This is a genomic window from Asanoa ishikariensis (genome assembly GCF_900107455.1).
Classification (GTDB): domain Bacteria; phylum Actinomycetota; class Actinomycetes; order Mycobacteriales; family Micromonosporaceae; genus Asanoa; species Asanoa ishikariensis.
Map to the genome: position 1 here is coordinate 2,984,402 of NZ_FNQB01000001.1, position 26,186 is coordinate 3,010,587.

Consider the following 26,186-nt stretch of genomic DNA (forward strand, 5'->3'; position numbering starts at 1 on the left):
TACCCTCCCGCCATGGTTTCGGAGGAGGCCCGGCGGGCCGGCATTCTCACGGCCGTGCTGCTGGTCGCCGGCCTCGTGGTCGGTGGCTTCTTTCTCTTCCGCGGTCACCGCGCGCCCGAGCAGGGTGCCCGGCTGGCCGCCGACTCGTTCCTGACTCGGCTCGCGGCCGGCAACATCGGCGGTGCCTACGACCAGCTCTGCAACGAGACCCGCGAACGGGTCGAGCGGGAGGACTTCGTCGCCGGCATCGGCGGTCGGCCGGCGGTGTCGAGCTACCGGATCGACGGGGTCGCGGCGACCGGGCCCAGCGACGCCACTGTCAGCGCGGAGCTGCTGGACCCGGTCGGCGCGAGCACGCCGTACGAGCTGCGGGTCACCGACGACCGGGGCACCTGGCGGGTATGTGGCAACCCGCTCGACGCCGCCGGCTGACGGGGTTTACGACCCGAACGTGTTGCAGGCCTTCGGGTCGCCGGTGTCGTAGCCGGTCCGGAACCACTGCTGCCGCTGCGCCGAGGTGCCGTGGGTGAACGCGTCGGGGTTGACGCCCTGGCCGGACTGCTTCTGGAGGGTGTCGTCACCGATCGCCGCCGCCGTGTCCAGGCCTTCCTTGATGTCCTGGTCAGTGATGCTCTTGAAGATCGGGTCGCCGTCGGCGTCGGCCGTCTGGGTCGCGTTCTTCGCCCACGCGCCGGCGTAGCAGTCGGCCTGTAGCTCCAGCTTCACCGACAGCTCGTTGGCGTTGTCGGGGTCGCGCTCCTGCTGCCGGCGCATGTCGGCCTCGGTGCCGATCAGGGACTGCACGTGGTGCCCGTACTCGTGGGCCAGCACGTACGGCTGGGCGAACTCGCCCTTGGCGCCGAGCTGGTCGGCGAGCACCTGGTAGAAGGTGAGGTCGATGAAGACCTTGTGGTCGGCGGGGCAGTAGAACGGGCCGACGCCCGAGTCCGCGGCGCCGCACCCGGTCTGCACGGCCTGGTCGAAGAAGACCGTGGGCGCCGGCTTGTACTGCTCGCCGAAGCTCTCCGGCAGCCGCTTGGCCCACCACGACTGGATCGAGTTGACGTAGAGCGCGTTGCGGCAGTCGAGCTGCTTGAGCTTGTCGGCCGCGTCACACTTCTGCTGGATAGCGCCGTTGTCGGCCGGGGCGTCCTCGCCCGTGATCGCGTTCACACCGAAGCCGCCGCCGACCAGCACGGCGATCACGGTGACGATCAGACCGACGATGCCGCCACCGCTGCTCGGGATGGGTATCGGGAAGCCGCGGCCCCCGCCACCACCACCACCTCCACCGCCGCGCCGGTCCTCGATCTGGCTGGTGTCGACGTCGGCGCGCTCGTTGAGTTCCATCACCCATCCAATCGACGCATGTAGACGGGCCGGGATGTACCCGATGATCTTCACCGCTAATCCGGTGGGGGTTCTTCAGGGGCAGCCGGTACACTTCACCTCGTGCTGCTCTGCGAAGACTGACCAGCCCCGGCGCCGACGGGAAACCTCCCCGATCGGCGCTTTCGTGTGCCCCAAGTCAGCCTTCCTTACAGAGAGAGCTTTCTGATGATCACTGTCACCGGGCTGGAACTGCGCGCCGGAGCGCGGATCCTGCTGTCCGACACCACCCTGCGGGTGCAGCCCGGCGACCGGATCGGCCTGGTCGGCCGCAACGGCGCCGGCAAGACCACCACGCTCAAGGTGTTGGCCGGCGAAGGCGCGCCCTACTCCGGCGAGGTCGAGCGCACCAGCGTCGTCGGCTACCTGCCGCAGGACCCGCGCACCGGCGACCTCGAGGTCACCGCCCGCGACCGGGTGCTGTCCGCGCGGGGCCTGGACGCCCTGCTCTCCGAGATGCAGGTCGTCGAGGCCAAGCTCGCCGACGACCCGAGCGACGCCCTGGTCCGCCGCTACGGCTCGCTCGAGGAGCGGTTCGCCTCGCTCGGCGGGTACGCGGCCGAGGCCGAGGCCGCCCGGATCTGCGCCAACCTCGGACTGCCCGACCGCGTGCTGGCCCAGACCATCGGCACCCTCTCCGGTGGCCAGCGCCGCCGGATCGAGCTCGCCCGCATCCTGTTCCGCGACGCGGGTGAGGAGGGCGCCGGCATCCTGCTGCTCGACGAGCCCACCAACCACCTCGACGCCGACTCGATCGTCTGGCTCCGCAGTTACATGGCGGCGCACAAGGGCGGCCTCATCGTGATCAGCCACGATGTCTCGCTGCTCGACGCGGTGGTCAACAAGGTCTGGTACCTGGACGCGAACCGGTCCGTCGTCGACACGTACAACGTCGGTTGGAAGACCTATCTCGAACAGCGCGAGACCGACGAGCGGCGCCGCCGTCGGGAACGGGCCAACGCCGAGAAGAAGGCCGGTGCCCTGAAGGCGCAGGCCGACAAGATGCGCGCCAAGGCGACCAAGGCGACCGCCGCGCAGAACATGGCGAAGCGGGCCGAGAAGCTGCTCTCCGGTCTCGAGGACCAGCGGGTCAGCGACCGGGTGGCCAAGGTGCGCTTCCCGGAGCCGGCGCCGTGCGGGCGTACCCCCTTGACCGCTGCTGGCCTGTCGAAGTCCTACGGCTCGCTGGAGATCTTCACCGACGTCGACGTGGCCGTCGACAAGGGTTCCCGGGTCGCCATCCTCGGCCTCAACGGTGCCGGCAAGACGACCCTGCTGCGGATGCTGGCCGGGGTCCTGACGCCCGACACCGGCGAGGTCGTGGCGGGGCACGGGCTGCGGCTGGGCTATTACGCGCAGGAGCACGAGACGCTCGACGTCGACCGCACCGTGCTCGAGCACATGCGCTCGGCGGCGGCCGACCAGACCGACGGCGACCTGCGCCGGATCCTGGGCGCGTTCCTGTTCAGCGGCGACGACGTGAGCAAGCCGGCGGGCGTGCTGTCCGGCGGCGAGAAGACCCGGCTGGCCCTGGCCACGCTGGTCTGCTCGGGCGCCAACGTGCTGCTGCTCGACGAGCCGACGAACAACCTCGACCCGATCAGCCGCGAGCAGGTGCTCGACGCGATCGCCCGCTACCCAGGAGCGATCGTGCTGGTCACGCACGACCCGGGAGCCGTGCTGGCGCTCAAGCCCGACCGCGCGATCCTGCTGCCGGACGGCGACGAGGACGCCTGGAGCGACGACCTGCTGGAGCTCGTCGAGCTCGCCTGAGGCTGGCTAGATCAAGATCGTTTTTATGACGATGGCGGTGACCGCGCCGGCGGCGACCAGCAACAGCGGGGTCGGCACGGTCTCGCCGCCCTGGTGGCGGGGTGCCACCGCGGCCATCGTCAGCCAGGGGAAGAACGGCAGCCACGAGGTCTCGGCTCCGCCCCGGGCCAGGCCGTTGATCAAGGTGAACAGCACACCGATGCCGGCCGCGACCAGGAACGGCCAGCCTGGCGTATTGCGCGACTTGCGCAAACTGGCATAGAGCGCCGGTCCGGCCGCCAGCAGCAGCACGACCAGGCTGATCCCACTCCACCAGAGCACGGACCGGTGCGGTTCGACGCGTACGGCGAAATCGTGCCGGGCGTCCATCAGCCCGTCGACCCAGTTGAAGCCGAGCCGTTCGGCGGTGACCACGGGGATCAGCGCACCCAGGCCGGTGAACAGGTTGAGCGCCGCCCGCCGCCGGGCGAAGTAGAGGAACGCCGCGGCCAGGCCCAGCCAGGGCGCGCCGTACGCGAACAGTGCGGCGACCCCGAGTAGCAGCCCGGTCACGCTGGCCCAGATGCCGGCGCGGATGCCGGTGCGGCGCGCGTCCGAGGCGTGCACGCCGGCCGCGATCATGGCCGCGCCGAGGACCGCGACGACGCCCTCGACCCCGCCGGCCAACCAGACCGCGTACGGGGCGAGGACGAGCACCGGCAGGTAACGGCGGGCCGCCAGATCGCCGCAAACACCGCGGACGGCGAACAGCACCAGGGGCACGACGGCCACACCGGCGGCGGTCAGCAGGAGGCCAAGTCCGATACGGTCCGTGATACCGATGCGCATCAACGCCCATAGCAGAAGGATCGGCCCCGGTGGATGGCCCCGGGCGACCACGGAAGGGATCATCCCTTCGGTGGTGTAACCCCGCAGATAGTGAAGAGGATGGTCACCCACTCGGGTGGCGTCGGCCAGGTAGTCATCGGGGACCATCAATGGGTCGGTGAGTCCGTCGCGGCCGTTCACGAAGGCCAGCGACAGTGTCCAGAGCACCGCCACCAGCCACCCGGAAAGCAGCACGAGCGGCCAATTCATGCGCTCCCACCACCCCCGGTAGGCCGCTGCCACGACCCCGACGGCGACCGTCGGCGCAAGCACGCTGGCCAGCGAGATCGTCAGCGCGTACGAGCCGAGGAAGGGTGCTCCGGCAGTGCCGAGCCGTGCGCCGAAACGCACCGCGAGCCACGTCGCGAGGGCGCCGACAGCGGCCAGAACGAGCCAGCCGAAGAGGTCGGTTCGCTCGTCCCGATGGGCGGCTCGAGCCTCCTCAGGCGTCACGGGCCATCACGGTATCGGGTTGCCGACAGTACCGTGCGTGTCGGTTGGCGAAGAGTTGATATCTAGCGCATGATCGTCCGAGGCGGTCTAATAGGTGGGACCGCATGAAACCGCACAGTCTGGGACGTGAGGAATCAACATGGCAGCCACCGGCACAGCCACCAGCACTGAGAAGGGTCGCCGGATCGTCGGGGCCGAGCGGCAGACGCTGGCCAAGGACCTGGTCAAGCGGTACACCTCCGGTGAGAGCATCCGCGCACTCGCGGCCTCGACCGGTCGTTCCTACGGTTTCGTCCACCGGGTCCTGACGGAATCGGGCGTCCAGCTTCGCCAGCGGGGCGGAGCACGCCGCCGCAAGAAGGCCTGACCCCCATCCCTCCCGGTTTCCCGCCGGTCGTGGATCGTTGCCCGCGATGACCACCAGCGGGGTAGAGCTCAACCACGCCGGGCCGGTCGCGACCGTGACGTTGCGCCGGCCCGACGTGCTCAACGCACAGACGCCGGCCACCTGGGCCGCCTTGCGCGAGATCGGCCGCGATTTGCCGGGCGACGTGCGCGTCGTCGTGGTGCGGGGCGAGGGGCGGGCGTTCTCCTCCGGCCTCGACGTCACCTCCGGCGCTCCTGCCTTCATCGCCGAGCTCACGTCGCTGCCGCCTGTTGAGGCCGCTTCCCGGATCCAGCCGGCCCAGGAGGGCTTCACCTGGCTCCATCGGCCCGACATCATCTCGGTGGCCGCGGTGCAGGGGCACGCGATCGGGGCGGGGTTCCAGCTCGCGCTCGCCTGTGACCTGCGGGTGCTGGCCGACGACGCGCGGCTGACGATGGCGGAGATAACGCTCGGGCTGATCCCCGATCTCGCGGGCTCGAAGCGGCTCGTGGAGCTTGTCGGATATGCGCGGGCCCTGGAAATCTGCCTGACGGCTCGGCGGATCGGGGCCGACGAGGCGTTGCGGCTCGGTCTCGCCACCGTGGTCGTACCCCGTGCGGATCTCGACTCGGCGGTGTCCGACCTGGTCGCCGCGGTGCTCGCGGCGCCCCGCGACGCCGTCGTCGAGATGAAGGCGCTGCTGTTTGGTGCTGCTGGGCGGTCCTGGCCGGAGCAGCTCGCGGCCGAGCGTGAGGCGCAGGTGCGGCGGCTGCGGGATCTGGCCGGGCTGGGGGAGTGAAGGCTCCTCGGGAAGATCCGGATTGCTCCCAATGTTGTCGTACCCGTCGGGGAGACTGACCCCGTCAACCGACAGCTAGGGGGCACGGGGTGACTCCGCCAGGCGGAATGAACGCGTGGACGATGCTCCGCGCCGAGCGCGACCGCGACTCGATCGCGACACACAAGCTCGCCCGGGGCACCTGGCGGCGGATCATGCGATTCGCCCGGCCATATCGCCTCGACATGTCGGTCTTCCTGGTCACGGTGGTGATCGGCGCGGCCATCGGTGTCGCGACGCCGATCCTGGCCGGCCGGGTGATCAACACGATCACCCGCGGTGGCTCGGGCGCGGCGGCCGAGATCGTCCGGATCGCGGTACTGATCGCCATCCTGGCGGTCGTCGACGCGCTGCTCTCGCTCGCCCAACGGTGGTATTCGGCGCGCATCGGCGAGGGCATCATCCTCGACCTGCGCACCCGGGTCTACGACCACGTCCAACGGATGCCCCTGGCCTTCTTCACCCGCACCCAGACCGGCGCGCTGGTCAGCCGGCTCAACAACGACGTGCTGGGCGCGCAGCGCGCGTTCACCTCCACGCTCTCCGGCGTGGTCAGCAACACGATCCAGCTGGTGCTCACCGCGGTCGTGATGTTCACCCTCTCCTGGCAGATCACTCTGCTGTCGCTCGCGCTGCTTCCGATGTTCATCATCCCGGCCCGCCGGGTCGGGCGAAAGCTGGCCGCGATCACGAAGGAGTCATACAACCTCGACGCCAAGATGAACGCCACTATGACCGAGCGGTTCGGCGTCTCCGGCGCGCTGCTGGTCAAGCTGTTCGGCCGGCCCGAGCTCGAGGCGCGGCGGTTCGGCGACCGGGCCGCGCGGGTGCGCGACATCGGCATCCAGCAGGCGATGTTCTCCCGCACGTTCTTCGTCGCGATGCTGCTGGTGGCCTCGCTGGCGCAGGCGCTGACCTACGGCCTGGGCGGCTACTACGCGGTGACCGGAGCCGTCAGCGCCGGCACGGTGGTCACCCTCGCGCTGCTGCTGACCCGGCTCTACGGCCCGCTGACCGCGCTGTCCAACGTCCGGGTCGACGTGATGGGCGCGCTGGTGTCCTTCGACCGGGTCTTCGAGGTGCTCGACCTGACGCCCGCGATCACCGAGAAGCCCGACGCGGTCACCATCCCGCGCAACGCCGGCTCGGTCGAGTTCCGCGACGTGAGCTTCCGCTACCCGTCGGCGGCCGAGGTCTCGCTGGCCTCCCTCGAAGACGTCTCGGTCCTCGACCGCACGGTCTCCGCGCCGGTGCTGCACGGCATCTCGTTCCAGGTCGAGCCCGGGCAGATGATCGCCCTGGTCGGCCCGTCCGGTGCGGGCAAGTCGACGACGTCGATGCTGGTCTCCCGGGTCTACGACGCCACCGGCGGCTCCGTCCGGGTCGGCGGCGTCGACGTCCGCGACGCGACCCTCGACTCGCTCCGCGACTCGATCGGCGTGGTCACGCAAGACGCCCACCTGTTTCACGAGACGATCGCCGAGAACCTGCGCTACGCCAAACCGGACGCCACCGACGACGACATCTGGGCGGCCCTGGCGGGCGCGCAGATCGCCGACCTGGTCCGCGACCTACCCGACGGCCTGGAGACGATGGTCGGCGAACGCGGCTACCGCTTCTCGGGCGGCGAGAAACAACGCATCGCCATCGCCCGCCTGCTGCTCAAGGCCCCCTCGGTGGTCATCCTCGACGAGGCCACGGCCCACCTCGACTCGGAGTCAGAGGCCGCGGTCCAACGCGCCCTGTCGACGGCCCTCGCGGGCCGCACGGCCCTGGTCATCGCCCACCGCCTCTCCACGGTCCGCGAAGCAGACCAGATCCTGGTCCTCAACCACGGCCACATCGTCGAACGCGGCCGCCACGAAGACCTGGTCGCCGCGGACGGCCTTTACGCGGAGCTCTACCGCACACAGTTCGCGGTAGCCGACTCCCCAACCCCCTACACCGACGACGACCCGGAAGTCATCGTCACGGTCCCGGACACCGCCGCAGCCCGCGACTAACCACGCCCTGCCACCAGGCCTGCCACCCACCCGGCGGCGTCGCCTGAGAGACCTGGCTCAGCCCCGAACCCGGGGCGTGTTCCCGTGGCGGGATACACGCCACAACTGCGTACCGTCCGGACGGTTGTCCCTGGTCGCGGACGTGTACGTCAGCGACTGACCGCGCCGTAGGGGTCGCCGGATGGGCAACAGGTGTGAGGACCTGCGCATGTGGGCGGCGTGAGGCGTGGATCATGGCAGGCAGCCTCGGCGGGGTACCAGATCCGCCTGGACAGGGAGCGTCACCGTTTCGGTTGGCGCGCAGGGATGCACGCGATCTACGGAGTGTCCAATGTGACCGGCTCGGAGGAGATGGCTAGAGCGGTCGAGGAGCTGACCGCAGGTGGACGTTCCCGGCCACGAAGGTTGCCGACATCGAGCTCGTCCGGCGATGGGCAGAACGCAACGAAGAGGAGTGATCCACGACCCGCGATGTCCGAGGTCGTGCCGAAATTCTGACCCGATACGTGCTCAGGGTCGCTCGGTGGCGAAGTCGGTAGCCTCTTGCCGGTGAGATTCGCTGCTGGACCACCGAGTCGCTGGCTTGTCGAGCTGCGCTCTGGTGGAGTCATCGAACTGGCGGCTGACGCTTACACCGCATCCGGGGGAGACCTGGTTTTCTCAATCTTGGTAGACGCGACGGTTCAGGAGCAGGCCGACGTCCAGGTGATCGGGCGAGCGCCCGCTGATCCGGAGCGCGTGATGGTTGTTGTGGCACGCATTCGAGAACGGGACGTTGCTGCTGTGGAAGGCGGAGAACCCTGGCGTTCGGGGGCGGGGTAGCGGCGTGCAGCGCCGGCCTCGGCGATGTCATCCCACAGGCCCTTGCCGAGGCCACCCCTCGATGCGTGGATTCCCAGCCCTACGCTCGGCTGGTTGAGGATCGCGCGGTGCGCAGGTTCGAGCCCCACCTCGAAGCGCCGAGACGCGCCCCCAGACGCCGTTGGGGGTTGCCCTGTGGGTGGGTGGTGTGGGGACCTGCGCACGTGAAAGGCGTGAGGTGTGGATCAGGGCCGGCAGCATCAGGGGGCCTTTGGCCGCTGGAGAGCCGCATCCATTTCTGTCGATGAGTGCGCTGTCGATGGGGTGAACTTGATCTGGTGGACCTCGTCCTGTCCTGCCCCCGGCGGTCTCGGGCGGGTTGATCTCCGCGGCTGAGGAGGAGCGGCCGGGCCCGCCGGTTCGCGGGCCCGGGTTGCTCACAGCGGGCCGAGGACCTCCTCGGGTGACGCATCCAGCGAGAGCGTCTCGAGCACGGTGAGCAGCTGACGTTCCTCGTAACGGAAATGGCTCTCCATAATGGCTGCGACGCCATCGAGGTGACGATCCAACTCCGTGACCGGTGCGGACCGATCGAGCGCGGCCTGCAGGCCGCCGAGCAGGTGGGCGATCATCGAGTGGTCCTGGGTGAGCTGGCGGAGCACGGGTGCGAGCTTCGGGTGGGCCGCTTTGATCGCAGGGAAGAGGGTGTGGTCCTCGCCCCGATGGTGCCCGTCAAGGGCGGCGCAGAACCCATGGCAGTACAGGAGCAGGTCACGGGTGGCCGCCTCGCCGGAGCGGCCTTCGGAAATCGCCGTGCGGGTGAGGTCGAGCGCTTCGCGCAGGCGTGTGTGCACCTGGCGAAGCTCATGGCTCCAGGCGATGAGCCTGGTCGTCTCGCGCTCAGTCACGCGAAGACGAAGGATGCGACGTCAATATCGTCGGTCTCCCTCGGTCGGGCGCCTCCATGCCTGACACGGTCTGCCATCGGCACGCGACGCTACCCGAAAGCTTAGTTCATCGAGATCAGTTGACGGACAGGCGAAGATCGCCGTGGTCGGGCCGCGCACGCTTCTGCCGCGATTCCCTTGCCTGTCATGGCAGAGCCGGTGCTGAGCGGACCTCGTCGGCGTCGGAAGAGCGGGCACGGCTACTGCCTCGGCTGCTGCCCTCGCGCTAGCCCGGCAGATCAAGGCCCACTCCCGCAGTGTCGAGTCATCCTGACCATCTACGAGATGAAACGCCTCGGAGGTCCGCATCGTCCGCGCCGTGCGCCGGGCCAGAGCACGGTGGTACGGGCAACCGAGCGCCTGCGCTACGGCGCGGAACTCACCGCCCTGGCCGACCGCCTCACCGCTCACGGCCTGATCCTGGAAATGCTCGCCGGACCCCTGCCCGGCCTCTACGACCCCCACGGGCCCGGCCGGATCCTTTCTCCGCGATGGCCGAGGGCAAGGTGGATGAAGCAAGAACCGGTTGCCAGTCTGGTGGGCGTCGCCTACCTCGGCCGTCGACGCCCACCAGGCAGAGAACGTTGTGCTACCGCGCCGCAGCCGTGGGGAGGACGCGCAGCCGGCTGACCGGTGAAGCGACGAGCGCGATCACTACCGCTGCCGAGGCGGTGGACGCGGCTGCCAACGCGGATCTGGCGCCGATGGCCCCTGCGAGAAAGCCTGCGGTGAGTCCGCCGAGCGCTCCGCCGCCGAACAGCAGGGTTCGGAAGACCGCGGTCATCCGAGCCATCATCGGCTGCGGGGTGAGTGCCTGGCGAAGGCTCACGATGATGACGCCGGCCACGCCGAGTCCTAGGTAGGTGGTGAAGAAGGACAGGGTGAACATCGCCGTCATCACTGGGCGGGGACCGGCGGCCGCGACGATCATTGCCGGCCCGAGCAGCAGGGCGGACTGGGCGATGAGGTAGACCCGGCCGATGGGGAAACGGTCTATCAGCTTCCGGGAGATGACCGCCCCGAGCAGGCCTCCGACCGATGCCGTTGCGAAGATGCCGCCGAGGGTGGTCGAGCTCAGGTGCACGTCCCGCGTGCCGTACAGCAGGAACATCGTCCAGATCGTGATCATCGAGAAGTTGCAGCAGAACCCGATGATCGCCAGCCACCGCAGGATGCGGTCGTGCAGCACCCAACGCAGACCATCGCGTAACTCGGTTCCGAGGTGGCGGTCCTGCGCCGCCCGCGTCGGTCGGGGCTCGGGGGTGCGGATCAGCAGGAGCGACACGACCGAGACCAGGAAGGAGCAGGCGTTGGCGATCAGTGCCATGGGTGCGGTCAGGATGCCGATCAGGACACCGGCGAGGCCGGGCCCGGCCACGTCCGCTACGGACGAGCTGACGCCCATCTTGGCGCTGGCCTCGACGTAGTGCCTGGGGTCGCGGATAAGGGTGGGCACATAGGACATCCAGCTCACGTCGAAGAGCACGGAGGCGACGCCGATCGCGCTCGCGATGACCAGCAGCGCTGTCAGGTTCAATGCGTGCGTCGAGTGGAGGATCGGCACCATCGCCAGCAGCGCCAGCCGGGTCAGGTTGGCGGCGAGCATCACGTTGCGTCGGCGGGCGCGGTCAACCCAGACTCCGAACACCAATGCCAGGCCGATGTACGGGGCCAGTTGCAGGAAGCGCAGGATGCCGACCTGCTCATCGGTGGCGCTGAAGGCGTGGATCGCCATCAGGGGTAGGGCGAGGTTGGTGACCTGCGTGCCGAGTAGCGACACGGTCTCGCCGAGCCAGAACGTGAGGAAGTCGCGGTTGCGCCACAGGCTTGCCAGAGCCGTGGCGGGTGGAGCCTGGCTGGTGGTGTCTACAGTCGACATTTCCCTTACCTGCCGGCCGAAGGACTGGCGGCGAGCGCCGCGACCGCGCCGGCGACCGCATCCACCTCGTCCTCGGTGTTGTAGTAGTGCGGTGACAGGCGCATGGCCCAGGTGATGTCCTTGTCGGCGAAGTCGAACTGGGCGAACTCCCGGAAACTGAGCGCCGAGTTGATCCGGCGATGGTCCATGGCCTGTTTGAACGGTTGTGGCGACCATCCGGCGACGTCGAAGGTGACCAGCGCGGCAGGGCGTGGGCCGCGGTCGAGCACGCGTACGCCGGGGATCTGGGCCAGTTGCTCGCGCAACCGGGTGGCCAACTCGGGCGTACGCCGGGAGATCGGCTCGATGCCGACCGCGAGGGCGTAGCGGGTGGCGACGGCGCTGCCGATGACGGCGGCGTAGGGGAACTCCCAGTCCTCGAAGCGCGCGGCGGTGTCGACCGGCCGGTAGGTGTCCGGCCCGGTCCAACGGGCGCCGTACATGTCGATGAACAGCGGCTCGTACCCGGCCCGCAGGACGCGGTCGCTGACGTAGAGGAAGCCGGTGCCGCGCGGCCCGCGCAGGAATTTTCGGCAGGTCGCGGTGAGGAAGTCGCAGCCGATCTCGTCGACGTTGATCGGGTACTGGCCGACTGACTGGCAGGCATCGACCAGATACATCAGGTCGAGCTCACGGCAGTGGCGGCCGATCTCCGCGACGGGCTGGACCAGACCGGAGTTCGTGGGGATCTGTGTAGCGGCGACCAGCCGCGGCCGCCGCGCGCGCATGAGCGCGGCCATCGCGTCGACGTCCACGCCGCTGCCGTCGGGATGATCGGCGGCGTGCACGATCTCGATCCCGAATCGCTTGCGCAGTGACAGGAAGGCGATCTGGTTGGAGATGAAGTCGTTGCGGGTGGTGAGGATGACGTCGCCGGGCTCGAACGGGATGGATGACAGCGCCCGTGTGTAGGCGTCGGTGGCGCTGGCGGCGAACGCGATGTTGCCCGGTCCGGAACCGATCAGGTCCGCGACCGCGGCGTAGAAGTCGCCGACCTGGACAGCCCTGGCGTCGGAGGCCTCGTAGCCGCCGACGCGCGCCTCCAGGTCCAAGTGCTCGACGATCGCCCGGTGCACCGGGCGGGCCAGCAGACCGCAGCCGGCGTTGTTGAAGTGGATGACCGTCTCGCAGCCGGGAGTATCTGCCCGCAGCGCCGGGACGTCGAGGAGCGGTTCTCCGATCGACACGAAAGCGCTATTGTTGTCTCTCATGTCAGAGAGTAGCACTATCGCGTTTCTCGTCACGAGCCTGCGGGCGGAGATCGCGCGCCTCGCTCCTGGTGATCGGCTGCCGAGCAGCCGCGATTTGGTGCGCCGTCACGCGGCGAGCCCGGTGTCGGTCGCTCGCGCCGTCGCCGTGCTGGCGGCCGAAGGCGCCGTAGTGACCCGACCGGGCAGCGGAACGTTCGTCGCCGCCCGAAGGTCCCAGGCGTTCGGGGCGCCTCCGGACACCTCTTGGCAAGCCGTGGCGCTCGCCGACCGCAGCATCGACGCCCACACCGTCACAGATCTGCTCCGCGCACCGCCTGCCGACGCGATCACGATGGCCGGCGGCTATCTGCACCGCTCGCTGCAGCCGACCAAGGCACTTGGCGACGCCCTCGCCCGGGCGGCGCGGCGGCCCGACGCGTGGGACCGGGCGCCGACGGCTGGGCTGGAGACGCTGCGGGCCTTGTTCGCGTCGTTCACGGGCAGCGATGTCGACACTGACGACGTGCTCATCACCAGCGGCGGGCAGGACGCCCTGTCGATGGCGTTCCGCGCGATCGCCGCGCCGGGCAGCCCGATCCTGGTCGAATCGCCCACCTACCAGGGCGCCCTCGCGGCCGCCCGCGCCGCGGGCCTGCGGCCCGTCCCTGTCCCGGTCGACGATGACGGCATCCGCCCGGACCTGCTCGCAGACGCGTTCGCCACCAGCGGCGCCCGGCTTCTGTACATCCAGCCGACCTTCCACAACCCGACCGGCGCAGTGCTTTCCGCGCAACGCCGCCCGCAGATCCTCGACATCGCCCGTGCCGCCGGCGCATTCGTCCTCGAAGACGACTTCGCCCGCCTGCTCGGCCACGGCGGCGCGGTGGCCCGTCCGCTGGTCGCCGACGACCGCGACGGCACCGTGGTCTACCTGACGTCACTGACCAAGCCCGCGTCACCGAGCCTACGGATCGGCGCCCTGATCGCCCGGGGCCCGGTGATGGCCCGGTTACGCGCCATCCGGCTCGTCGACGACTTCTTCATCTCACGCCCGATGCAGGAAGCCGCCATCGAACTGCTCAGTGCCCCGGCCTGGGATCGCCACCTGCGCAGCCTGGCCACGGCGCTGCGCGAGCGCTGCACGGCACTCACCGCCGGCCTGGCCCGTCATACGCCTGAATGGACAGTCATGCGCATCCCCGCGGGCGGCCTGCACCTGTGGGTCCGCCTTCCCTCGAACGCCCTTCACCACATAACCGACGCCGCGCGAACACACGGGGTGGCCGTCAGCCCCGGTAACGGCTACTTCGCAGCCGAACCACCCAGCGCGTACATGCGAGTGGGGTTCGCAGCCGCGGCGGATCTCGCCCAACTCGCAGAGGGCACCCGTCGGCTGGGCGAGGTAGCCCGGAGCGTGTCGGCCTAGCCGACGGAGGGGCAGTTCATTTCGGCCCGGCTCTCGGCATCGCTGCTAACAAGCCGTGCTCGGGCGGGAGGAGCCACGGCAGCCAGCGCCGCACGGTTGACGGCGGCCCGTTCCCCACCCAGGACTGCGCGACCCGCGAATTGGACGAGACAACGAGAGGAGCGGCGTGGTGCCGACGGTTGAGGAGACGGACGCGTTTGCGGCCCGCTGCCATGAGGGCCAGGTCGACAAGGCCGGGCGTCCGTACATCGACCACCCGCGGACCATCGCCGCGGCCCTGGTCGAGCACGGCGACGACGCGGTCATGGCCGGGCTGCTCCACGATGTGGTTGAGGACTGCGCCGTCACGTTGGACGAACTGCGGGGGAGGGGCTACTCGGAGCGGGTCGTGTCCGCTGTCGACTCGGTGTCACATCGAGACGGCGAGACGTACCTGGACGGGATCCGACGGGCTGCTGTTGACCCCCTGGGCCGGCTCGTGAAGCTGGCCGACAACGCCACGAACAGCGACGAAGCCAGGTTGGCCGTGCTGGACGACGAGACCGCCGACAGACTGCGGCGGAAGTACGCGCGGGCACGAGAGATCCTGCTCGCTGCCGAGCCGTCGTGAACGGCCACGCCTGACGGTCACCACCCTGGGCCAGGGCTGTCCGGGACTAGCACGAGCCGGAAGCCACCATCGGCCAGACCTCGAGCCAGGCCATCGACAGGATTCGGCCGAGGCGCGAAGGTGTGCGTATGACCGGATCGCAGCTCACCGCCGCGGGTTTCGCGGAGCAGGTCGAAGCGCTTCGTCCGCCGGCCGGCAAGGACAGCGTCCGGATGGGGGACGTGTTCGCGCTGGCCAAGCGGTTCGGTGACCTGCCCGTCGCCGAGCTCGACCGGCTGTTGGACTCCGACGTCCATCTGGTGCGGGTCGGCGCGCTGCGGGTCATGGGCAATCAGGCCGTCCACAAGAAGGCCCCGGAGGCGCTCCGCGCGGAGCTTTACGCGCTCTACCTGCGCCGGACCGACCGGATCAACACCTGGGACCTGGTCGACCTCAGCGCCCATCAGGTCGTCGGCGGCTATCTGCTCGACAAGCCCCGGGACGTGCTCTACCGGCTTGCCGGTTCCGAGCACTGGTGGGAACGCCGGATCGCGATGATGGCCACCCTCGGGCTCGTGCGGGCCGGTGAGGTCGACGACACGTACGCCCTGGCCGAGATCCTGGTCGACGACTCTCACGAGTTCGTGCGCACCGTGGTCGGCGGGATGCTGCGCGAGGCCGGCAAGCATGACCGGGCCCGGCTGCTGGCCTTCCTCGACCGCCACGCCGCCACCGCGCCGCGCGTGGTGCTGCGGTTCGCGATCGAGCATCTCGAACCGCAGCAGCGCGCCCACTACCTCAGCCAGCGGCAGGGACCCGGTCCAGGAAGCCCAGCACCTGGGTGAGCTGCCCGTCGTCGCCGGTGGTCGCCACGTCGAAGCCCGCGATCGGCGCCGAGCCTTCCGCCGGGCCGAGCTCCCACGTGAAGCGGGCCTGGTTGTGGTGGCCGTCGACCGGGCCGGCCAGCCGGAACGTCATGCCCGGGAACTGACTCTGCACCGCCGCGACGGTCGCGTCGATCGCGGCCCGGCCCTCGGCCACGGCCAGCGGGTCGACGTAGCGGCCCTCGGGGGCCCACAGGTCGTCGATGTCGCGGCGCCGCTTGGTCGGGTCGGTCTCGTTCCAGACCGCGATGTAGCGCTCAGCCAGCTCGTCGTACGTCGTTGGCATCTCAATCTCCTCTTCGTCGGTGCCGTTCTGGAGAAGATGTTGGCCGGGGCGGCGGTGCGGTGTCGATTACCTCCGAGGTAATGGTCCCGGTGCCGGTCGGGTCGTTAGCGTCGGTGGTGTGACCACCATGACGAGGCCGAAGCGACCAGTCGGAGAGCTGCTCCGCGACTGGCGCCGCAGCCGCCGCTTGAGCCAGCTCGACCTGTCGATCGAGACGGGGATCTCGGCCCGGCACCTGAGCTTCGTGGAGACCGGGCGCTCCCGACCGAGTCCCGAGATGATCCTGCGGCTGGCCGAGCAACTCGACATCCCGCTGGCGGAGCGCAACACGATCCTGCTCGCCGGCGGTCACGCGCCCGCGTACCCCCGGCATGAGCTCGACGACCCGGAACTCGCTCCGGTGCGGGCCGCGGTGCGGCAGATCCTCGACGGGCACAGTCCGTACCCGGCGGCGCTCGTCGATCAGCACTGGCACCTGGTCGAGGCCAACCCGGCGATCGCCCTGTTCACCGCCGGCGCGGCGCCGCACCTGCTGGCCCCGCCGGTCAACGTGTTGCGGCTCGGCCTCCACCCCGACGGGATGGCGCCGCGGATCTTGAACCTGCCGGAGTGGCGCGCCCACCTGCTCGTGCGGCTGCGCCAGCAGGCGATGGCGACCAACGACGACGCTCTGCACGGGCTGATCGAGGAGCTGCGCGGTTATCCGGGCGGCCACGCGGCACCGGCCGGCGACGCGGTCCCGAGCGTCGTGGTCCCGCTGCGCTACAGGCACGACAACACCGACCTGTCCTTCTTCAGCACCACCACGCTGTTCGGCACCCCGCTGGACGTCACCGTGGCCGGGCTGGCCATCGAGGCCTTCTTCCCGGCCGACCCCGCGACCGCCGAGGCCCTCCGCGCCCTGGTGGGTTAGCCGCGCAGGGTGGCGACGGCGTCGGCGAGCGCTTCAGGGTGCTGGACCTGCAGGAAGCCGTGCGACGCGCCGGGCACGACGCGGTGCTCGCCGCGTGGCACGGCCGCGGCCATCGCGCGGTGCATGGCGTCGATGCCCTCGTGGGCGCGGGTCACCAGGTCCGCGTCGGCGAACCGCTCCCAGACCGGGTTGCGGGCACCGGCGGTCAGCACGATCAGGGGTACGTCCGGCAGTGCGCCGCCGGCCCGCAGCTCGGCGTAGATCTCGGTGTCGAAGTTGCGGGTCTCCTCGATCGCGGTCCGCCAGTGGCCGAGGTGGTAGTCGATCAGCGCCTCCCGCTCGTCCTCCGGCCACGCGGCATAGAGCTGGGCGTACTGGCCCCGGGCGGCTGCCACCTGCTCGTCGGTGAGCTCCGGCAGGTCGGTGGTCTGCCGCTTGATCTCGGCATCCATCTCCTTCGCCTCGGCGGAAGGAAGTCGAAGATGTCCTCGTGGCCGGGGTCGATCAGCAGCAGGCCGGCGACCTCGGTGGGGAAGAGCTGCGCGTAGCGGCGGGCGTAGAAGGCGCCCAGCGAGTGACCGGCCAGGATCACCGGGCCGGTCACGCCCGCAGTTGTCAGGGCGGCGCGTAGCTCCTCGGCGACGGCGGTGGCGCTGCGGGGGAGCGCGGTCGGCTCGCTCCAGCCGGTGCCGGCCCGGTCGTAGATCACCGCCGGTGCGGTCAGCCGCTGCGCCGCGCGGAAGTCGCGGCCGACGAGCCCGGCGCCGGGCAGGAAGACCACGGTCGGCCCGGAGCCGTCGGGATCGTGGTCCAGCCAGAGGTTGGTCATGCGCTTATGTTCGCACGATTGCGAACAGTGTCAAGTGTGAGACAATTCGCGGATGGACACCGTCGAGTTGCTCGTGCACCCGGTCCGGCTGCGGATCGTGCACGCCCTCTCCGGTGGGCGGGAGGTGACCACCGCGCAGCTCGTGGCGCGGATGCCCGACGTCTCCAAGGCGACCGTCTACCGCCACGTCGCGGTGCTCGCCGACGCCGGCATCATCGAGGTCGCGGGCGAGCACCGGGTACGCGGCTTCGTCGAGCGCAGCTACCGGCTCCACCGGGAGCGGGCCACGATCCCGGCCGACCGGGCAGCCTCGGCGACCCCCGCCGAGCTGCGACAGGCGTTCGCCGCCGCGATGGCCACGCTGATCGCGGAGTTCGACGGCTACCTCGACTCCGCCGACGCCGACCCGGCCGGCGACCTGGTCGGCTTCCGGCAGCACGCGATCTGGCTGTCCGACGACGAACGGGCGGACCTGGTCGAGGCGATGCGGGCGGCCCTGGTCTCCCGCATCGGCAACCCGCCGGCCGAGGGCCGCCGCCCCCACCTGCTCAGCCCGATCCTGTTCCCGATCACCGGCGAATAGCCCGCGTTGTGGCCCGGGGGCGCGTGCGGCAGGATCCTGGCATGGACCTTGGGCTGGCCGACCGCGTGTACGTCCTGACCGGCGGCACCCGTGGCCTGGGCCTCGCCACCGCGCAGTGCCTGGTGGCCGACGGCGCCCGGGTGGTCGTCTGCTCCCGCCACCCGGACCACGTCGACGAGGCGATCGCGGAGCTCGGCGGACCCGACAGGGCGCGCGGCCTGGTGGCCGACCTGGCCCACGACGACTGCCCGGACCGGCTGGTCGCCCTGGCCCACGACGCGTTCGGCCGGCTCGACGGTGCCCTGATCTCCGTCGGTGGCCCGCCCGCCGGCACCGCCCTCGGCGCCTCCGACGACCAGTGGCGCGACTCGTTCGAGACGGTCTTCCTGGGCGCGGTACGCACGGCCCGGGTGATCGCCGCCGCGTTGGGACCCGGTGGCGCGATCGCCCTGGTGCTGTCCTCCTCCGCCCGCACCCCGATCACCAACCTCGGCATCTCCAACGGCTTCCGCCCGGGCCTGGTCGGGGTGGCAAAGGACATGGCCGACGAGCTCGGCCCGCGCGGCGTACGCGTGATCAGCCTGCTGCCCGGTCGTTTCCTGACCGACCGCACCCGCGCCAACTACGGCGACCCCGACGACCCGACCCGCGCGCGCGAAGGCGCCGGCGACGACGTGCCCCTGCGCCGGATCGGCGACGCCGCCGAGTTCGGCCGGGCCGCCGCGTTCGTGCTGTCCCCGGCAGCGTCCTATGTGACCGGTTCGTCGATCGCCATCGACGGCGGCCTGATCCGCGCTCTGTGAAGCCCCACCGACCCACCAAGGCCGACCTGGCCGCCGCGGCGGATCTGATCCTGCCCGACGTGATCGCCCCCGACCTGCGGGTGCTGTTCTGCGGCATCAACCCGGGCTTGTACTCGGCCGCGACCGGCCACCACTTCGCCCGCCCGGGCAACCGGTTCTGGCCGGCGCTGCACCGCTCGGGCTTCACCGACCACCAGCTCGATCCGGCCGAGCAACTGTCCCTTCTGGACAACGGCCTCGGCATCACGAACCTGGTCGACCGCGCCAGCGCCCGCGCCGCCGAGCTCACGCCCGCCGAACTCGCCGCCGGGGGAGTGGCGCTCGTGGCCAAGGCCGAACGCTGGCGGCCGCACTGGATCGCGATCCTCGGCGTGACCGCCTACCGCGCGGCCTTCCGTCGCCCGAAGGCGACGCTCGGCCCGCAGGAGGACCCGGCAGGCCCGTCCCGCGTCTGGGTCCTGCCCAACCCGAGCGGCCTGAACGCCCACTTCCAGATCGCCGACCTAGCCAAAGAGTTTGCCCACCTCCGCACTGCCAGCGACCAGAGAAATTGACACCAACCAATTAGCCAACCAAAATCCAACATCATTGCATCATGATGCAATGATGTATTCTTCGCTCATGCGCACGACTCTTGACCTGCCGGACGACCTACATCAGCTGGCGCTGTCGATCGCGCGGGACACGCATCGAACACTGAGTGAAACCGTCGCCGATCTCATGCGTCGGGGCCTCAACCAGGGGGAGCCGCAGGAAGTTTCGCGCAGCGCGGTTACCGGCCTCCCGGTGATCCGGCTGGGCAGCCCAGTTACCACCGACGACGTTCGCGCCTTGGAGGATCCAGACACATGACCGCGTTGCTGGACACCAATGTGCTGATTGCGCTGGTGGTGACCGATCACGTCCACCACCAGATGGCGGAGTCCTGGTTCACCGCGAGCGAGGATGCCTTTGCTACGTGCCCCATCACGCAAGGGGGCTTAATGCGGCTCTTCATCCGGCAAGGTGCCGCCACCTCAGCCGCAGGCGGATTGCTGGCGGCCCTCACCGCCCATCCGCGTCATGAGTTCTGGCCCGACGATTCACCGTTCGAAGCCGTGTCGATGCGTGGGGTGATCGGGCATCGACAGGTCACTGACGCCTACCTCGCGCACCAGGCGCGTACTCGTGGCGGCCGTCTCGCGACGTTCGATCAGGGACTCGCCAAGCTTCATCACGACATCGCGGATCTGTTGCCCACCAGCCCGCAGCGCTGATCGCTAAGCCTTCCGTCGACAGACCCGCCGGTCAGTCCGCGCTGGGGCGGGACAGGCGTTCGCGGACCAGTTGGCCGAAGAGGCCGGCGGGCTGGCCGCACGACGTACACGTGAAGGTTTCGTCCAGCCGCCCTGTGCCGCACTGGTCGCAGCGGCCGTGGTCGCGCGGGTCGCGGTAGGACCGCAGCGCCTCGACCAGGGCGTGGGCGGCCGCCGGGCTCAACGACACGGTCACCGGGGACGGGGAGCCCGGGTCGGGCGCGAGCGCGTCGATCCGCGCGGCGAACTCCTCGACAGCGGAACGCACCTCATCGGGAACCACGGCTCACCTCACCAGGATTTGGGCGGCTACCAGCACGAAGAGCACGTCGGGGCCGCGGACGACCTGCCGGATCAGGTCGACCGGGATGTTGCCCATCGGGGTCTCGCCCACCGAACCGCCGTAGACCATCGGGCCTCGGGTCGCCGCGCGGTAGACCGTGGCGGTTACCCCGACCACGAGCAGCACGGCTAGCCAGGGCGGTCCGGCGCCGACCGCCGGCACCGTCGCGAGCCACCACAGGGTTGCGGCCAGCGCGGGTACGACGAGATGGATGAGCTTCAGCTCGGCGTCGCTGCCGCCCAGTGCCCGCCGCAGGCCGGCCGAGCGGGAGATGCCGCGCAGGCCGCCGGCGAACCGGTCCGCGGCCAGATAGGCGGCGATCACCTGCACCGCGCCGGCGACCGCGGGCAGCGCGACCGCGACGGCGTACACGGCGAGCACCAGCACCGCCCACCAGGCGAGCGAGGCGCGGGTGCGGCCCACCCGGCGGAGGTCCGCCTGCAAGAGCACCCACCAGCGTGGCCCAGGCCAGAAGCGGCGGCTGCGCACCCGGCCGACCGCGCGCCACCGCTGGTTCTCCACCACGGCGGCGAGCATCGACGGGTCGAGCAGCAGGATCGCGGACGACGCCGCCGAGGCGAAGCGCGCGCCGGTGGACAGCGAGGCCCGGTCGATCCGGGGCAGGGCCCGCACCGCCAGCACCAGCAGCACCACGGCCGGGAGTACGCCGGCGAGCGCGACCGCGGGAAGGATGGACGTCCCGGGTGCCGCGGGCGCCCGATTCCACAGCCCGTGTGCCAGCACCACCCCCAGGACCAGCAGGCCGCCGAAGCCGGACAGCACCCTCGCGGGCCAACGGCGACCGACAACCGCCTGCGCGGCGACCGTGCCCGCCGCGAACGTGGTGCCCCAGGCGAGCCCCGCCAGCGCGGCCCACACGTAACCACCGGACCGGCCAACAGCGGCGGAGGCCGCGCCGAGCACCGCGGCACCCAATGAACCCGCCAGCGCCAGCCCGGCGAACCGCGGCGCCAGCAGCGCCCGCCGGGACAGCGGCGTGCTGGCCAGCCAGCTCTGCACGGCCGGGCCGACCTGGAGCGGGCCGACCGTGGTCAGGCCCTGCCAGACGAAACCGGCCAGGGCGATCCCGGCGCCGACGCCGATCCAGTAGCGGGCGCCCGGGTCGGACGGCGCGGCCGCCACCTGGCGGTGCAGGAAGTCGCCGGCCGAGTCGACGGCGGCCCAGCCGTAGATCGCGATCAGGAAGGCGATCATGTAGAGGTCGGTGAGCAGGTCGCCGATCGACCGGTCGCGGTGCTTGCGGCGGGCTCGGCGCAGCCGCGCCTTCAGCTCGCCGGATCGTGGTGGCGCCGCTCCGGGCGGGGGCACCAGGGCGGTCGTCGTCACCCGCTGATGCCGATCCGGACGTCGGCGACCGCGTCGATCAACTCCGCGTCGTGGGACGCCATCAGCACCGCCGTGCCGGCCGCCTTCTCCCGCAGCAGACGGTCGGTCAGCCAGGCCCGGCCGGCGACGTCGAGGCGCTGCTCCGGCTCGTCCAGGATCAGCACCTTTCGCGGCCTGACCAGGCAGGACGCCAGGGCCAGCCGGCGCCGCTGGCCGCTCGACAGGGTGATCGGAAGCTGGTCGCGGGCGCCTTCCAGGCCGAGCTCACCGAGCACCTCGTCGACCGGGTCGCCGCCGTCGCCGTGCGCGTACGCGAGCAGGGCCAGGTGCTCGTAGACCGACAGGTCCGGGAAGAAGTCGATGTCGTCCAGCGCCGCCGCCATGATCGAACGAGCCCACGCGTCGGTCTCGTAGATCCGCTTGGAGCCGATCCGCACCACGCCCTCGTCCGGGCGGTCGGCGCCGATCACGCAGCGCAGCAGTGTCGTCTTGCCGGAGCCGTTGGCGCCCAGCACGACGCCCACCTGACCAGGCTTGACGACGAAGCTGAGCGCGTCGAGCACGACGAGGTTGCCGAAGCGGCGGGTCAGGCCTTCGACCGTAAGCGCGTCCACAGCCGTCCACTCTCCCAGAGTGGATCAAATCGCCGGCGCCGGGCCCATCCGGACAGCCGGCCGCGGGGGATCGGGGCGCTCTGGCCGTCGTACCGCCAGGCCGCTTCCCGGGCCGCTAGCTCGGCGGCGGCCGTGCCGGTGAGCGGGGCCAGCGATCGGGCCAGGTCCCACCCGTCACGCAGCGAGCCGTTGGTGGGCCGCCGCTCCGCCCAGGTGGTGAACACCACCCGCCACCGGTCGTCGTGCGCGGCCGCGAGCATCGGCCACGCCCGCGCGACGTCGCCGGCCCGCTTGCGCAGCAGCGCGTCCCGGGCCACGCCGACGAGCCGGGCGTCGAATCCCGGGGGTACGGGTGCCCCCGAGGTCAGAGTGGCGACCAGCGCCGCCTGGCGGGCCGCGAGGTCGCCGGTCACGTGACCGCCGGATAGCCGGACGCGGCCGCGATCGCGTCGAGCTCGGCCCGCAGGGTGTCGGCGGCCGGGTACGCGCCGTCGCGCTCCAGCAGCAGCGCCGGTGGCCGCCGCCGGGCGCACAGCTCGGCGACCAGGGCCAACACCGGTTCGGGCACGGCGTGGGTGTGCGTGTCGTGGTAGATGCCGCCGGCCTCGGCGCCCCCGGCGACGTGGCAGTAGGCGATCCGGTCGAGCGGCAGCGCGTCGAGCAGGGCGAGCGGGTCCGTGCCCCGGTTGCGGGCGTTGGCGTAGACGTTGGCGATGTCGAGCAGCAGCAACGCCCCGGTGCGGTCCAGGATCTCGGTCAGGAACTGCGCCTCGGTCAGCTCGTCGTCGGGCCAGTCGAAGATCGCCGCGATCGGCTCCAGGGCGATGGTGACGGGCAGTTCGGCCAGTGTACGCCTGACGTTGGCGACCACCGCGTCGACGGCCTCGCGGGTGCGGGGCAACGGCAGGAGGTGCCCGGCCTCGACCCCGCCCGCGCGTACGAACGCGATGTGCTCGCTGACCAGCGGAGCCTCGAGCCGCTCGGCGACCGAGGCCAGGTGGGTGACCCGGGCCGGGTCGACCGGCTCGGCGCCTCCGAGGGAGAGCTTGACCCCGTGCGGCACCACCGCGACGCCCCTGGCCCGCAGGTCCGCCAGGCCCTGCGGCACCGGCCCGTGGTCGTGCACCGACTCGGCGACCACCTCGACGAACCGCAGGCCGGGCAGCTCGGCGACGAACCCGGAGATCTCCGGCCGCCAGCCGATCCCCACGCCGTAGTCGGTCACGAGCCACCACCTCCGCCGCCGCAACCCCCGCCACCACCGCTGCTGGAACCGGACCCGTAATCGCCGCAGCTCGCGGTGCCGAAGCCGACGGCCCCGATTGGTCCGATCGCCGTCTCGAGCCCTATCCGGCTCACCCCCTTGTCGGCGGCGAGCTTCGGGTCCACCTGGGACAGCGACCGCTTACCGAACAGCGCGATGCCCATCGCCGCGGCCGACGCGTCGTACGTCCGGTAGCTCGGCGAGTTCAGGGGCTCCAGGTGGTGGTGCCGCGACCGCAGTTCATCCAGCGTCCGCCGACCGGCACGGGTCGACGTCGGCGCCCGGTTGAGGCTCCAGACGAGCCAGTAGACCAGGGCCAGGCTGATCACGACCACCCAGGCGAACGGCCGGCCGGCGTCATGCGCGCGCGAGATGTGCACGGCACCGACCACGAGGACGGGAAGGACCAGCAGCGCGGCGAGCCGGTAGAGCCGGCGCCGGCGGGTGGACGGCAGCAGCCCGGTGCTCTCCAGGCCGCGGCGGAGCTCGACGAGCGCCCGGGCCACCCACGCGTGCCCGATCAGGTCCCGGACGCGCCGATGCATGCCGGCGGCGTCGTAGAGCGCGTTGTCCAGCGGCGTCGAACCGATGGGCAGCGGGCTGGCCTGGGCCAACGAGCCGTCCGGTCGGGTGCCGATCGCGCCGGCCCGGCGCAGGCCGCCCAGCGCGGCGAACATCGCCAGCTTGGGCCCGCCGTTGAGGTACGCGGCCTCCTGCGGGCCGATCCGCTCGTGGTGCGCCTCGCTGAGCGGACCGCGCGAGATCCAGTGACGGGCGAGGGCAGTGGACCCGATCGCGACGACCCCCAACGCCAGGTAGAGCGCGATGAACGAGGTCATCCGCCGCACCCGCCTCCGCCACCGCAGCCGCCGCCACCCCCGCAGGAACTGCCACCGGAGCTGCCGCTGCCACAGGAGCTGCTGGAACCGCAGGACGAGCCGACGTCACTCGACGGTCCGCCGCTGGTCGCCCGGTTGATGTCGGCCTCGGCGGCGAACGCCGGGTCGAGCAGGAACAGCGTGGACGCGCCGAACAGCGCGACACCCATCGCCGCCGCGCCCGCGCCGTAGGTCGCGTAGCTCGGTGCTTGCCCGGGTGCCAGGTGGTGGTGCGTGCCACGCAGGCCGGTCAGCGCCCGCTTGCCCGCCTTGGTGCGTTGCGGCGCGCGGGTCAGGCTGACCAGCATCCAGATCGCGGAGAGGACGACGAGCAGGATCAGGAACCCGACCGGACGGTCGTTGCTGAGGCCGTCGGAGATCCGCGCGACACCGAGCAGGACCACCGGCAACAGCACCAGGGCGGCCAGCCGGGACGCCCGGCGCTGCCCTCGGGACGGGAGCAGCCCACCCCGTTCGAGGCTGCCCCGGATGTCTTCGAGCGCGCTCGACACCCACGGGTCGCTGGTCAACTGTCGGGTGCGCAGCCGCTTGCCGGCCGCGTTGTAGACCGCGGTGTCCAGCGGCGACGACCCCGCCGGCAGCGGGCCCGTCGGTAGCAGCGTGCGGTCGGGATTGGCCCCGATCGCACCGCCACGACGCAGGCCACCCAGCGCGGTGTACGCGGCCAGCAGCGCCCCGCCGTTGAGGAAGGCGGCCTGTTCCGGAAGAAGGCTCGGGAAGCCGGGGCCGGAGGGCCCGCGGGAGAGCGCGGAGCGGATGATCGCGGTGGCGATGATCGCGGCCACCACCAGCGCCAGGTAGATGCCGAGGAAGGTGGGGCCGGCGATCCCCCAGGTGTCGCCGGAAGCTGCCAGTGTCATCGCGGGCTCCCCGTGTCTCGCCGGACCTTGTGTGCCCATTGTGGAGTCACCGCGCCACTGCGCATAAGGCCACGCGCGGGCGGTTGAGGTAACGGCGAGGTAACTGCTAGTCGATCGAGCGGGTGGCGCGGCGGACCGCCTCTTCGACCAGGTCGAGCACCCGGCCGAGGTCGCCGGCCGGGCGGCCCATCGCCAGGTGCAGGACCAGGCCGTCGTACGCGAGCTCCAGGAACTGGGCCAGGACGTCGAGCTCGACGTCGTCGCGGAGCACACCGGCGGCGCGCTGCCGGGCCAGCCGGTCGCGGGTGGCCTCGGCGATGGCCGCCGAGTGCACCGCCCAGCGCTTGGCGAACTCCGGGTCGGTGCGCAGCCGGCGGGAGACCTCGAGCTGGCTGCCGAGCCAGCCGGTGGTGTCCGGCGAGGCGGCCTGGTCGAGCAGGTCGCGCATCACCTGAACGAGGCCGTTGCGGGCGACGGTCTCGACCATCGCGGCCGCGTCGTCCTCGGCCACGGCGAGGAACAGCGAGTCCTTGTCACGGAAATGGTGGAAGATCGCACCCCGGGACAGCCCGGTTTCCTCTTCGAGGCGGCGAACCGTGGCACCCTCGTAGCCGTAGCGCGCGAAAGCCGCACGCGCCGCGGCCAGGATCTCCTGGCGGCGGGCGTCGAGCTGGTTCTGGCTCACGCGGGGCACGTGTCGATCGT

General features: G+C 71.0%; 30 protein-coding genes. 14 read left to right on the plus strand and 16 right to left on the minus strand.

Annotated elements, in window-relative coordinates:
• Positions 1 to 12: 12 nt before the first annotated feature.
• Positions 13 to 432: an Rv0361 family membrane protein gene (locus BLV39_RS13995; RefSeq protein WP_090790890.1), complete on the plus strand. Its 420-nt coding sequence runs from the start codon at positions 13 to 15 to the stop codon at positions 430 to 432.
• Positions 433 to 438: 6 nt separating this feature from the next.
• Here the strand turns inward: BLV39_RS13995 and ypfJ are convergent, their stop codons facing one another.
• Entirely contained in the window at positions 439 to 1,350 is a 912-nt protein-coding gene (ypfJ, locus tag BLV39_RS14000) for a KPN_02809 family neutral zinc metallopeptidase (protein WP_090790892.1), read from the minus strand.
• 207 nt (positions 1,351 to 1,557) lie between these two features.
• Here ypfJ and BLV39_RS14005 point away from each other — a divergent pair, with 207 nt between their 5' ends.
• On the plus strand, positions 1,558 to 3,162 hold the full coding sequence (locus BLV39_RS14005; RefSeq protein ID WP_090790893.1) for an ABC-F family ATP-binding cassette domain-containing protein: 1,605 nt from the start codon (positions 1,558 to 1,560) through the stop codon (positions 3,160 to 3,162).
• Between the two features lie 6 nt (positions 3,163 to 3,168).
• Here the strand turns inward: BLV39_RS14005 and BLV39_RS14010 are convergent, their stop codons facing one another.
• The gene (locus tag BLV39_RS14010; protein ID WP_090790895.1) at positions 3,169 to 4,482 is read right to left on the minus strand and encodes a hypothetical protein; all 1,314 of its coding nucleotides are present in this window, start codon (positions 4,480 to 4,482) and stop codon (positions 3,169 to 3,171) included.
• 139 nt (positions 4,483 to 4,621) lie between these two features.
• Here BLV39_RS14010 and BLV39_RS14015 point away from each other — a divergent pair, with 139 nt between their 5' ends.
• The 3 genes from BLV39_RS14015 to BLV39_RS14025 all read left to right on the plus strand — a co-directional run bounded on the left by BLV39_RS14015 (position 4,622) and on the right by BLV39_RS14025 (position 7,690).
• Entirely contained in the window at positions 4,622 to 4,849 is a 228-nt protein-coding gene (locus BLV39_RS14015; protein WP_085066491.1) for a helix-turn-helix domain-containing protein, read from the plus strand.
• 46 nt (positions 4,850 to 4,895) lie between these two features.
• The gene (locus BLV39_RS14020) at positions 4,896 to 5,648 is read left to right on the plus strand and encodes an enoyl-CoA hydratase/isomerase family protein (RefSeq protein WP_090790897.1); all 753 of its coding nucleotides are present in this window, start codon (positions 4,896 to 4,898) and stop codon (positions 5,646 to 5,648) included.
• 107 nt (positions 5,649 to 5,755) lie between these two features.
• A complete protein-coding gene (locus tag BLV39_RS14025) occupies positions 5,756 to 7,690 on the plus strand; it encodes an ABC transporter ATP-binding protein (protein ID WP_090790899.1) in 1,935 nt (644 codons plus the stop codon).
• Positions 7,691 to 8,928: 1,238 nt separating this feature from the next.
• On the opposite strand, the gene BLV39_RS14035 is transcribed toward BLV39_RS14025, so the two are convergent.
• From BLV39_RS14035 to BLV39_RS14050, 3 genes are all read right to left on the minus strand, one after another.
• The gene (locus BLV39_RS14035) at positions 8,929 to 9,399 is read right to left on the minus strand and encodes a hemerythrin domain-containing protein (protein WP_090790902.1); all 471 of its coding nucleotides are present in this window, start codon (positions 9,397 to 9,399) and stop codon (positions 8,929 to 8,931) included.
• A gap of 628 nt (positions 9,400 to 10,027) precedes the next feature.
• Positions 10,028 to 11,317 (minus strand): MFS transporter, encoded by a 1,290-nt coding sequence (locus tag BLV39_RS14045; protein WP_090790904.1) that lies wholly within the window; start codon positions 11,315 to 11,317, stop codon positions 10,028 to 10,030.
• 5 nt (positions 11,318 to 11,322) lie between these two features.
• Positions 11,323 to 12,543 (minus strand): aminotransferase class V-fold PLP-dependent enzyme, encoded by a 1,221-nt coding sequence (locus BLV39_RS14050; protein ID WP_239083897.1) that lies wholly within the window; start codon positions 12,541 to 12,543, stop codon positions 11,323 to 11,325.
• A gap of 22 nt (positions 12,544 to 12,565) precedes the next feature.
• Here BLV39_RS14050 and BLV39_RS14055 point away from each other — a divergent pair, with 22 nt between their 5' ends.
• The 3 genes from BLV39_RS14055 (at position 12,566) to BLV39_RS14065 (ending at position 15,406) form a co-directional block, all read left to right on the plus strand.
• Positions 12,566 to 13,972 carry an aminotransferase-like domain-containing protein gene (locus BLV39_RS14055; protein WP_090790908.1) on the plus strand — a complete coding sequence of 469 codons (1,407 nt, stop codon included), beginning with the start codon at positions 12,566 to 12,568 and terminating at the stop codon, positions 13,970 to 13,972.
• 169 nt (positions 13,973 to 14,141) lie between these two features.
• Entirely contained in the window at positions 14,142 to 14,582 is a 441-nt protein-coding gene (locus BLV39_RS14060) for an HD domain-containing protein (protein WP_090791525.1), read from the plus strand.
• Between the two features lie 128 nt (positions 14,583 to 14,710).
• A complete protein-coding gene (locus BLV39_RS14065; protein ID WP_090790910.1) occupies positions 14,711 to 15,406 on the plus strand; it encodes a DNA alkylation repair protein in 696 nt (231 codons plus the stop codon).
• On the opposite strand, the gene BLV39_RS14070 is transcribed toward BLV39_RS14065, so the two are convergent.
• Positions 15,360 to 15,731, minus strand: a complete 372-nt coding sequence (locus BLV39_RS14070) for a nuclear transport factor 2 family protein (protein ID WP_090790912.1) — start codon at positions 15,729 to 15,731, stop codon at positions 15,360 to 15,362. The genes BLV39_RS14065 and BLV39_RS14070 overlap by 47 nt on opposite strands.
• A gap of 127 nt (positions 15,732 to 15,858) precedes the next feature.
• Here BLV39_RS14070 and BLV39_RS14075 point away from each other — a divergent pair, with 127 nt between their 5' ends.
• The gene (locus BLV39_RS14075; RefSeq protein WP_090791529.1) at positions 15,859 to 16,644 is read left to right on the plus strand and encodes a helix-turn-helix domain-containing protein; all 786 of its coding nucleotides are present in this window, start codon (positions 15,859 to 15,861) and stop codon (positions 16,642 to 16,644) included.
• On the opposite strand, the gene BLV39_RS42975 is transcribed toward BLV39_RS14075, so the two are convergent.
• A complete protein-coding gene (locus BLV39_RS42975; RefSeq protein WP_090790914.1) occupies positions 16,641 to 17,039 on the minus strand; it encodes an alpha/beta fold hydrolase in 399 nt (132 codons plus the stop codon). The genes BLV39_RS14075 and BLV39_RS42975 overlap by 4 nt on opposite strands.
• Positions 16,970 to 17,473: an alpha/beta fold hydrolase gene (locus tag BLV39_RS14085; protein WP_090790915.1), complete on the minus strand. Its 504-nt coding sequence runs from the start codon at positions 17,471 to 17,473 to the stop codon at positions 16,970 to 16,972. The genes BLV39_RS42975 and BLV39_RS14085 overlap by 70 nt, the downstream gene beginning before the upstream one ends.
• 52 nt (positions 17,474 to 17,525) lie before the next feature.
• On the opposite strand from BLV39_RS14085, the gene BLV39_RS14090 reads away from it, so the two are divergent.
• The 5 genes from BLV39_RS14090 (at position 17,526) to BLV39_RS14110 (ending at position 20,115) form a co-directional block, all read left to right on the plus strand.
• Positions 17,526 to 18,056: a helix-turn-helix domain-containing protein gene (locus BLV39_RS14090; protein WP_090790917.1), complete on the plus strand. Its 531-nt coding sequence runs from the start codon at positions 17,526 to 17,528 to the stop codon at positions 18,054 to 18,056.
• A 41-nt stretch (positions 18,057 to 18,097) separates the two neighbouring features.
• A complete protein-coding gene (locus tag BLV39_RS14095) occupies positions 18,098 to 18,859 on the plus strand; it encodes an SDR family oxidoreductase (RefSeq protein WP_090790919.1) in 762 nt (253 codons plus the stop codon).
• Positions 18,856 to 19,413 (plus strand): G/U mismatch-specific DNA glycosylase, encoded by a 558-nt coding sequence (gene mug, locus BLV39_RS14100; RefSeq protein WP_090790921.1) that lies wholly within the window; start codon positions 18,856 to 18,858, stop codon positions 19,411 to 19,413. The genes BLV39_RS14095 and mug overlap by 4 nt, the downstream gene beginning before the upstream one ends.
• Before the next feature lie 67 nt (positions 19,414 to 19,480).
• Positions 19,481 to 19,711, plus strand: coding sequence for an antitoxin (locus BLV39_RS14105; RefSeq protein WP_090791531.1), 231 nt, complete (start codon positions 19,481 to 19,483; stop codon positions 19,709 to 19,711).
• Positions 19,708 to 20,115 carry a TA system VapC family ribonuclease toxin gene (locus BLV39_RS14110; RefSeq protein WP_090790923.1) on the plus strand — a complete coding sequence of 136 codons (408 nt, stop codon included), beginning with the start codon at positions 19,708 to 19,710 and terminating at the stop codon, positions 20,113 to 20,115. The genes BLV39_RS14105 and BLV39_RS14110 overlap by 4 nt, the downstream gene beginning before the upstream one ends.
• Positions 20,116 to 20,146: 31 nt before the next feature.
• Here BLV39_RS14110 and BLV39_RS14115 read toward each other — a convergent pair whose 3' ends face one another.
• The 8 genes from BLV39_RS14115 to BLV39_RS14150 form a co-directional block, all read right to left on the minus strand.
• Complete coding sequence (locus BLV39_RS14115; protein WP_090790925.1) at positions 20,147 to 20,437, minus strand: hypothetical protein; 291 nt, start codon at positions 20,435 to 20,437, stop codon at positions 20,147 to 20,149.
• 3 nt (positions 20,438 to 20,440) lie between these two features.
• Complete coding sequence (locus BLV39_RS14120) at positions 20,441 to 21,844, minus strand: DUF6297 family protein (RefSeq protein ID WP_090790927.1); 1,404 nt, start codon at positions 21,842 to 21,844, stop codon at positions 20,441 to 20,443.
• Positions 21,841 to 22,458 (minus strand): ABC transporter ATP-binding protein, encoded by a 618-nt coding sequence (locus BLV39_RS14125; RefSeq protein WP_090790929.1) that lies wholly within the window; start codon positions 22,456 to 22,458, stop codon positions 21,841 to 21,843. Before BLV39_RS14125 ends, BLV39_RS14120 begins: the two co-directional genes overlap by 4 nt.
• On the minus strand, positions 22,431 to 22,871 hold the full coding sequence (locus BLV39_RS14130; protein WP_090790931.1) for an SCO6045 C-terminal-like domain-containing protein: 441 nt from the start codon (positions 22,869 to 22,871) through the stop codon (positions 22,431 to 22,433). Before BLV39_RS14130 ends, BLV39_RS14125 begins: the two co-directional genes overlap by 28 nt.
• Entirely contained in the window at positions 22,868 to 23,683 is an 816-nt protein-coding gene (locus BLV39_RS14135) for an MbnB/TglH/ChrH family RiPP precursor modification enzyme (RefSeq protein WP_090790932.1), read from the minus strand. The genes BLV39_RS14130 and BLV39_RS14135 overlap by 4 nt, the downstream gene beginning before the upstream one ends.
• Positions 23,680 to 24,561 (minus strand): TIGR04222 domain-containing membrane protein, encoded by an 882-nt coding sequence (locus tag BLV39_RS14140; protein WP_143049751.1) that lies wholly within the window; start codon positions 24,559 to 24,561, stop codon positions 23,680 to 23,682. Before BLV39_RS14140 ends, BLV39_RS14135 begins: the two co-directional genes overlap by 4 nt.
• Positions 24,558 to 25,481, minus strand: coding sequence for a TIGR04222 domain-containing membrane protein (locus BLV39_RS14145; protein WP_090790936.1), 924 nt, complete (start codon positions 25,479 to 25,481; stop codon positions 24,558 to 24,560). The genes BLV39_RS14140 and BLV39_RS14145 overlap by 4 nt, the downstream gene beginning before the upstream one ends.
• 106 nt (positions 25,482 to 25,587) lie before the next feature.
• Complete coding sequence (locus BLV39_RS14150; RefSeq protein ID WP_090790937.1) at positions 25,588 to 26,175, minus strand: TetR/AcrR family transcriptional regulator; 588 nt, start codon at positions 26,173 to 26,175, stop codon at positions 25,588 to 25,590.
• Positions 26,176 to 26,186 lie beyond the last annotated feature (11 nt).

What these genes read in the sequence shown, in the direction of transcription:
- BLV39_RS13995 (WP_090790890.1), top strand. Translation starts at nt 13, where the DNA reads ATGGTTTCGGAGGAGGCCCGGCGGGCCGGCATTCTCACGGCCGTGCTG.
- ypfJ (WP_090790892.1), bottom strand. Translation starts at nt 1,350, where the DNA reads ATGGAACTCAACGAGCGCGCCGACGTCGACACCAGCCAGATCGAGGAC.
- BLV39_RS14005 (WP_090790893.1), top strand. Translation starts at nt 1,558, where the DNA reads ATGATCACTGTCACCGGGCTGGAACTGCGCGCCGGAGCGCGGATCCTG.
- BLV39_RS14015 (WP_085066491.1), top strand. Translation starts at nt 4,622, where the DNA reads ATGGCAGCCACCGGCACAGCCACCAGCACTGAGAAGGGTCGCCGGATC.
- BLV39_RS14020 (WP_090790897.1), top strand. Translation starts at nt 4,896, where the DNA reads ATGACCACCAGCGGGGTAGAGCTCAACCACGCCGGGCCGGTCGCGACC.
- BLV39_RS14025 (WP_090790899.1), top strand. Translation starts at nt 5,756, where the DNA reads ATGAACGCGTGGACGATGCTCCGCGCCGAGCGCGACCGCGACTCGATC.
- BLV39_RS14045 (WP_090790904.1), bottom strand. Translation starts at nt 11,317, where the DNA reads ATGTCGACTGTAGACACCACCAGCCAGGCTCCACCCGCCACGGCTCTG.
- BLV39_RS14055 (WP_090790908.1), top strand. Translation starts at nt 12,566, where the DNA reads ATGTCAGAGAGTAGCACTATCGCGTTTCTCGTCACGAGCCTGCGGGCG.
- BLV39_RS14065 (WP_090790910.1), top strand. Translation starts at nt 14,711, where the DNA reads ATGACCGGATCGCAGCTCACCGCCGCGGGTTTCGCGGAGCAGGTCGAA.
- BLV39_RS14070 (WP_090790912.1), bottom strand. Translation starts at nt 15,731, where the DNA reads ATGCCAACGACGTACGACGAGCTGGCTGAGCGCTACATCGCGGTCTGG.
- BLV39_RS14075 (WP_090791529.1), top strand. Translation starts at nt 15,859, where the DNA reads ATGACGAGGCCGAAGCGACCAGTCGGAGAGCTGCTCCGCGACTGGCGC.
- BLV39_RS14085 (WP_090790915.1), bottom strand. Translation starts at nt 17,473, where the DNA reads ATGACCAACCTCTGGCTGGACCACGATCCCGACGGCTCCGGGCCGACC.
- BLV39_RS14090 (WP_090790917.1), top strand. Translation starts at nt 17,526, where the DNA reads ATGGACACCGTCGAGTTGCTCGTGCACCCGGTCCGGCTGCGGATCGTG.
- BLV39_RS14095 (WP_090790919.1), top strand. Translation starts at nt 18,098, where the DNA reads ATGGACCTTGGGCTGGCCGACCGCGTGTACGTCCTGACCGGCGGCACC.
- BLV39_RS14105 (WP_090791531.1), top strand. Translation starts at nt 19,481, where the DNA reads ATGCGCACGACTCTTGACCTGCCGGACGACCTACATCAGCTGGCGCTG.
- BLV39_RS14110 (WP_090790923.1), top strand. Translation starts at nt 19,708, where the DNA reads ATGACCGCGTTGCTGGACACCAATGTGCTGATTGCGCTGGTGGTGACC.
- BLV39_RS14140 (WP_143049751.1), bottom strand. Translation starts at nt 24,561, where the DNA reads ATGACCTCGTTCATCGCGCTCTACCTGGCGTTGGGGGTCGTCGCGATC.
- BLV39_RS14145 (WP_090790936.1), bottom strand. Translation starts at nt 25,481, where the DNA reads ATGACACTGGCAGCTTCCGGCGACACCTGGGGGATCGCCGGCCCCACC.